4 protein-coding genes and 1 tRNA gene are annotated in these 6285 nt (G+C 41.5%); all 5 read left to right on the forward strand.

Translation table 11 applies throughout. The features are described from left to right. Nucleotides 1-1341, forward strand: coding sequence for a MurT ligase domain-containing protein (locus tag NFR99_RS11240; protein ID WP_251353641.1), 1341 nt, complete (start codon nucleotides 1-3; stop codon nucleotides 1339-1341). Then, nucleotides 1338-2060: a type 1 glutamine amidotransferase gene (locus tag NFR99_RS11245; RefSeq protein ID WP_120486218.1), complete on the forward strand. Its 723-nt coding sequence runs from the start codon at nucleotides 1338-1340 to the stop codon at nucleotides 2058-2060. Before NFR99_RS11240 ends, NFR99_RS11245 begins: the two co-directional genes overlap by 4 nt. Nucleotides 2061-2229: 169 nt before the next feature. Next, nucleotides 2230-3978, forward strand: a complete 1749-nt coding sequence (locus NFR99_RS11250) for an NlpC/P60 family protein (RefSeq protein ID WP_251353642.1) — start codon at nucleotides 2230-2232, stop codon at nucleotides 3976-3978. A 54-nt stretch (nucleotides 3979-4032) separates the two neighbouring features. Further along, nucleotides 4033-5787, forward strand: coding sequence for a hypothetical protein (locus tag NFR99_RS11255; RefSeq protein ID WP_251353643.1), 1755 nt, complete (start codon nucleotides 4033-4035; stop codon nucleotides 5785-5787). A 192-nt stretch (nucleotides 5788-5979) separates the two neighbouring features. Further along, a tRNA-Ser gene (locus tag NFR99_RS11260) sits at nucleotides 5980-6067 on the forward strand. Nucleotides 6068-6285 lie beyond the last annotated feature (218 nt).

Here is a 6285-nt window from a genome sequence, read left to right on the forward strand (position 1 = left end):
ATGGGGATAAGACGGATACTCGCAGTAAATACTGCAAAGATAATTAAAACAGCATGTCAGGCGGCAGGAAAACAGGGGGTAACCCTGGCGGGGAAGATTGCGATGAAACTGGATCCGTCTATTCTGGCAGAGCTCGCTTCGCAGGTAAGGGAAGGAATTTTTGTTACTTGCGGCACAAACGGAAAGACTACTACAAACAATCTCCTCTGCTCAGCAATCCGGGCAGAGGGGAAAAAAGTGGTGTGCAACCACACAGGTTCCAATATGCTTAACGGCGTAGTATCTGCTTTTGTTCTGTCTGCGAAATGGAATGGAAAGCTGGATGCAGATTATGCCTGCATTGAGATTGACGAGGCATCGACAGTCCGCGTATTCCCTTATTTTAAGCCGGATTTTATGGTTTTAACAAATCTGTTCCGGGATCAGCTGGATCGCTATGGCGAAATTGATATTACGATGAACCTCTTAAAGAAAGCCATGCAGATGGCTCCGGATATGAAAGTAATCGTAAACGGAGACGACGCTTTATCTGCGTATCTGGCAAAGGATAGCGGTAATGCCCATGTATTCTTTGGAATTGGGGATAGGTATTTCAGGGAAGAAAATGCGAGGGAAATTCGGGAAGGAAGATTTTGTAAACGATGCGGAGAAAGGCTCATTTATCATTTTTATCATTACAGTCAGCTTGGGGATTATGAATGTCCAAAGTGCGGTTTTAAACGTCCCTGGCTTGATTTTAATGCAAAAAACATTTTATGCGGTGGAAAACTTGGCTTTACTGTGGATAACTTTCAAATTTCAGCGAACTATCGTGGATTTTATAACATTTACAATATACTTGCGGCCTATGCCGCAGGAAAAACAGCGGGTCTGGCGCTTAAAAATTATAATAAAGTGCTGGCTGAGTACAATCCCCAGAATGGACGTATGGAAGAATTTCGCATTGGGGATACCGAAATAGTACTGAACCTGGCAAAAAACCCGGCGGGATTTAACCAAAATATTTCTGCAGTCATGGAAGATAACCGGAAAAAGGATATTATTGTTTTGATTAATGATAACAGCCAGGATGGAACAGACATTTCCTGGCTATGGGATGTGGATTTTGAAAGATTTAAAGATATAAATACTATTTCGATTACTGTGAGTGGAATCCGCTGCCAGGATATGAGGCTGCGCTTAAAATATGTGGGCATTGCTTCCAGGCTTGAACCGGATGTGGAAGAAGCCATCCGTGACAGAATTGCCCATGGCGCAGGGAATCTGTATGTACTGGTAAATTATACAGCTCTGTATGATACTCATAATATTTTAAAGAAGATAGAGGGGGAAATGAGATGAACAGGAAAATAGTAGTTGGGCATCTTTATCCTGATCTCCTGAATCTTTATGGCGATAGGGGGAATATCCAGTGTATAATGAAGCGCTGTGAATGGCGGGGAATTGATGCGGAAACGATAGAGTATGGACTTGAAGATAAAGTTAATTTTTCAAAGCTTGATATTGTTCTCTTAGGAGGAGGGTCTGACAGGGAACAGATGATTGTATGCCAGAGACTGCAGGAAATTAGAGAAGATTTTGAAGCTTATGTAGAGAGTGATGGTGTGGTAATCGCCGTGTGCGGTGGTTATCAGCTTTTGGGACATTATTACCAAACAGACCAGGGAAAAATGGAAGGGCTTCATCTTGTGGATATATATACAGAGCAGAAACCGGGACGTCTGATTGACAATATTGTGCTGAAAAGCGAGCTTTTTGATATGCCTGTCGTTGGGTTTGAGAATCATGGGGGCAGGACGAAAATCGGAAATAATAAAGCATTTGGAAAAGTTCTCTATGGTTCAGGAAACGATGGGGAATCTGGTTATGAAGGAGTTATCTATAAAAATGTAATCGGCACATATCTTCATGGGCCGCTTCTGCCTAAGAATCCCCAGGTGTGCGATTATTTGATAGAGCGGGCGCTTGAAAGGAAATATAAGGAAAAAATTATATTAGCCCCTCTGGAAGATAAGGAGGAAATGGAAGCAAATTCCTATATTGTAAAAAGGTTTCTTTAAATAATTGCGAAAATTCAGTGAAACTTAAGAAATTTCCCTGTACACAAATTTAATATTTTGGTAAAATAGAGCCATAGTTTGGCTGCGCACAAATATAGAAAATCAAACAGAAGATTTTTTATATTTGTATCTGGCCAAACGGGAGCAAAGCAGGAGGAGTAGGTAATTAATGAAATACAAGATGTTAAGAATGTTGTTTCCTACAGCGTTGGCAGTGTCATTTCTGATGTCGGGGAACGTCTTGGCAGCACCTGAATCGGAACAGGCTGTAGAAGTCGTGGAAATTCCAGAAGAAGCTGCAGAGCACGGTGAGTCTGTGGAGCAGCTTGAAACAGAATCGGAAAGCGGAGCAGAAGTGATTCTTGAAGATGATGACAATCAAGACACAGAAGAACAGATTCTTTCGATTCAGCAGCCGGTAACTCCGCCGAAAGCCGAAAGCACATTCCGTTTTATGAAGATAGAGAAGAACTATGCACTTTCGAAAAAGAAAGATATTTCTTTTTATGAGGAAAAAGATGAGGAATCCATCGTAGTAGGAAGTATCGGAAGAAAGGGCTTAATTTACATACTGTCGGAAGAAGAGGACGGATGGATTTACGCAGAATCCGGCAAAGTTCGGGGATTTGTGAAGTCAGATGGACTGTTGACAGGAAAATCAGCAGAGAGATATGTAAAAAGCAAAGGTGAAGAAAAACTGGAAGTAGCGGAAGAGTTGATTGACGCTGTAGATAATGAAGCTCTTACTTACAAAAAAGTAACTGCTTATGAGACAGTTATTAAGAAAAAATATGCCGTTGCATTAGAAGATTTGGAGATTCTTGAGAGCGTTCCGGAAGAAACAGAGGAGGAAGAGCCGGATACCGAAGTTCAGGGTGAGACAGAAGAATCAGAAGAGACAGATGCAGTTTTAGAGGATGAAACAGAACAGCCGTCTGCAGTCGGAACTCTTAAGGAAGGCGGTATCTGTTATATTCTGGCAGATTCCAGCGAAGAATGGGTGTATGTAGAGTCCGGCGATGTGCGTGGATTTATAAAAGCAGAGCTTCTCATGAGGGGGAGGGAAGCGAAGAGACATGTTTTTGAAGAAGGAGAAGAAAATCTGGAACAGGCAGAGGAGAAGATTTCCCCTGAAAAAAATAAGGCGTGTTATTATACACTGACTTCTGTGAAAGAAGCTTCTGTTTCCGGGCTTATCCGCTCTGCCATGATAGATTTTGCGGAGCAGTTTATTGGAAACCCTTATGTGTGGGGAGGTACAAGCCTGACAAACGGCGCGGACTGCTCTGGATTTGTACAGAGTATCTATTCAGAATTTGGATACAGCCTGCCAAGAGTAGCACAGGATCAGGCTTATGCGGGGATAAAGATTCCAGTGCAGGATGCAGCGCCTGGAGATTTGATTTTCTATATGAGGAATGGTGAGATATACCATGTGGTTATGAGCCTTGGCGATGGAAGAACCATAGAAGCGCAGAGCAGCGCTACAGGAATTGTTCACAGTACAGTAAACTACAACAATGCAGTATGGGCTGTAAGAATCATATCTGACGAGGACACAGAGATTTTGGAAAGTCTGAAAGCAGAAGGAAAAGCAGATGTCTATACACAATATACGACCTCAGGATATACATATGGAAAATACCTTGGAAACTTTAAGCTGACTTCTTATTGTGCTTGTCCCGTATGCTGCGGCGTATGGTCAGGAGGTCCTACAGCCAGCGGCGCTATGCCGGCAGAGGGAAGGACAATTGCCATGGGAGGCGTGCCTTTTGGAACGAAACTGGTGATAGGAGGGAATGTTTATACAGTAGAGGACAGAGGAACTCCTTACGGACATGTAGATATTTATAAAAACAGCCATCAGGACGCATTAAACTTCGGCGTACAATATTCAGAGGTGTATCTTGCAGAATAGCTGAAGATAGAAACCAGTAAACGATGAGCTTTATCAGCAGAGGAGATGAGCAGTATGAAAAAATGGGGATGGAAGAAGTTCGCTGTTGCAGGGCTGGCTTTCGCATTGTCCTTTCAGTCCACTGCATTTGCAGGGGAAATCGTGATATTTGATGATGAGGAAAGTGTAACAGAAGCAACAACACATGATTCAGAAGATTCAGAAGAGACAGAAAGCCAGACAGAAACACAGAAGGAAACAGAAAGCGAGACAGAGCAGATTACAGAAACAGAGACCGGGACAGAAATAAATACAGAGACAAGCATAGAAACAGAAATAGACAGTGAAACAAAAGATATAAAAGAAAGCGATGTGGAAATACATTTTTACGCTTTAGACGAGCAGCAGGAAATAGAAGAAATTACACTGCAGGAACTGGAGAATCTTTCAGAAGAAAAAATAGAGGAAACAGCAGTTATTCTCTTTCAGCCGAAGAATTACTGGGTGCAGGATAAAGAAACAGAGGCAGAAACAGAAAGCCTTGATTTGGAAACTGTCCTGGAAGGCGCCGGAGAGATTATACTTCCGGAAGAGACAGAGATGAATACAGAAACGCAGGAATCAGAAATGCAGACAGAACAGGAAACGGAACAGAATACTGTATTGGCAGAAGAGGCTAAAAAGCAGGCGGAAAAACTGGCTGCCTTTGCTGAGAATGCAGTTATAGTGATGAATGGAATTATTCTGGAAGATGAGCTGGCATTTAGAGGACAGGAAAATGTAAAAGCAGTCATTTCCATGAATGAAAAGTCAGAAGAAAGTTTTTCAGAAGCCATGAAGAACCTTGAGTTAGAAAAAGAATATGCAGATTATCAAAAGAAGATAGATGAGTTTCTGAAAAAAGAAGTAGAAAAATTAAACACATCCCTGGGCATCAATGGCGTGCTGCCGGGAGGACTTTTCGCAAATTCTCTGATGTCGGCACAGCAGGGTACAACGCCGGGCACGGGTCTGAATAAAATAGATAATCCGTATATTAATAAAGAATCAGAAACAACAACTCCCAGTACAAACCGTCAGACAACGATTCAGTCAGAAAGTTCAAGTGAATCAAAGAGTTCAGAAAATTTGTCTGGTACAGGTAGCGGAAGCAGTACGACAGCAAAAAAAGAAATATCTCTTACACTGGATGCTCCTGAAGGATTAGAAGAAGATGATGAAGATCTTTATGTGACATATGAGATGACCTGCCCGGATGATATTAAGATTTCGGAGGCAGTTTTCAGTCTGACTTATGACAGTACAAAGATGAGCTATGATTCGGATTATTCAGATGCGGGAGATATCCTGTATGATGAGGATACAAAAGAAGGATTCCAATATAGTGCGTCAGACAGTAACGGAAAAGTAACAATGACTCTGAAAGCAGGGAATAGTACTCCACAGACGATGAAAGGCGTAGTTCTGGATCTTGGATTTGCATTAAAAAATCCGGCTAAAACAGGAGATATCTTTAATTTAAAGCTGGAGGTTACCAGCTTAAAAAGCGGAACTACGGAATTGAAAGGCAATTCAGGATATGATATCAAACTGAATGAACCGCCAATTCAGGCGACAGCATATGAAGACGATGAAGATACAGAGACAGAAAGCCAGACGCAAACGCAGACTCAAACACAAACTCAGACGCAAACGCAGACCCAGCAGGTAGATTTGCAGAAAGCGGCAAAAACGGGTGATACTACAAATATCCCATTTTGGGTGTGCCTTATGGCATCATCTGTCCTAATCTTAGGAATCATAAGAAAGAAAAGACATCTAATAAATTGATTTATAAAGCCTTCCAGACTGATGTAATGCGGAATTACACTGTTTTGGAGGGCTTTTTCATAAGCTGATAAAAAAGTGGCAAAAAAAAGTAAAAAAGTAATTGACAAATGAAATAATCTCGAATATAATAATACGTGCGTCACAGGAAAACAGTGATGTAGAAAATAGCATAAAAGATAGAGATAGGCATGTGGAGAAGTACTCAAGTGGCTGAAGAGGCGCCCCTGCTAAGGGTGTAGACCGTTCGCGCGGTGCGAGGGTTCAAATCCCTCCTTCTCCGTATCATTAAGAAAGCAATAAGCAATAAGCAATAGAAAATGATACAAATAATAATCACAAAAAAATATAAAAAAGGTATTGACAAAGTGATTGAAACATGATATTCTATCAGAGTTGCGTCTGATAAAAAAGACAAAGCAGTACATTGATAATTGAACAGTGAAACAACCTTGAAAGTTCATGAAGACAAGGTCTTGAGAGAGACCATCCATGACTGAG

The organism is Hominisplanchenecus murintestinalis, assembly GCF_943193015.1.
GTDB lineage: Bacteria > Bacillota > Clostridia > Lachnospirales > Lachnospiraceae > Hominisplanchenecus_A > Hominisplanchenecus_A murintestinalis.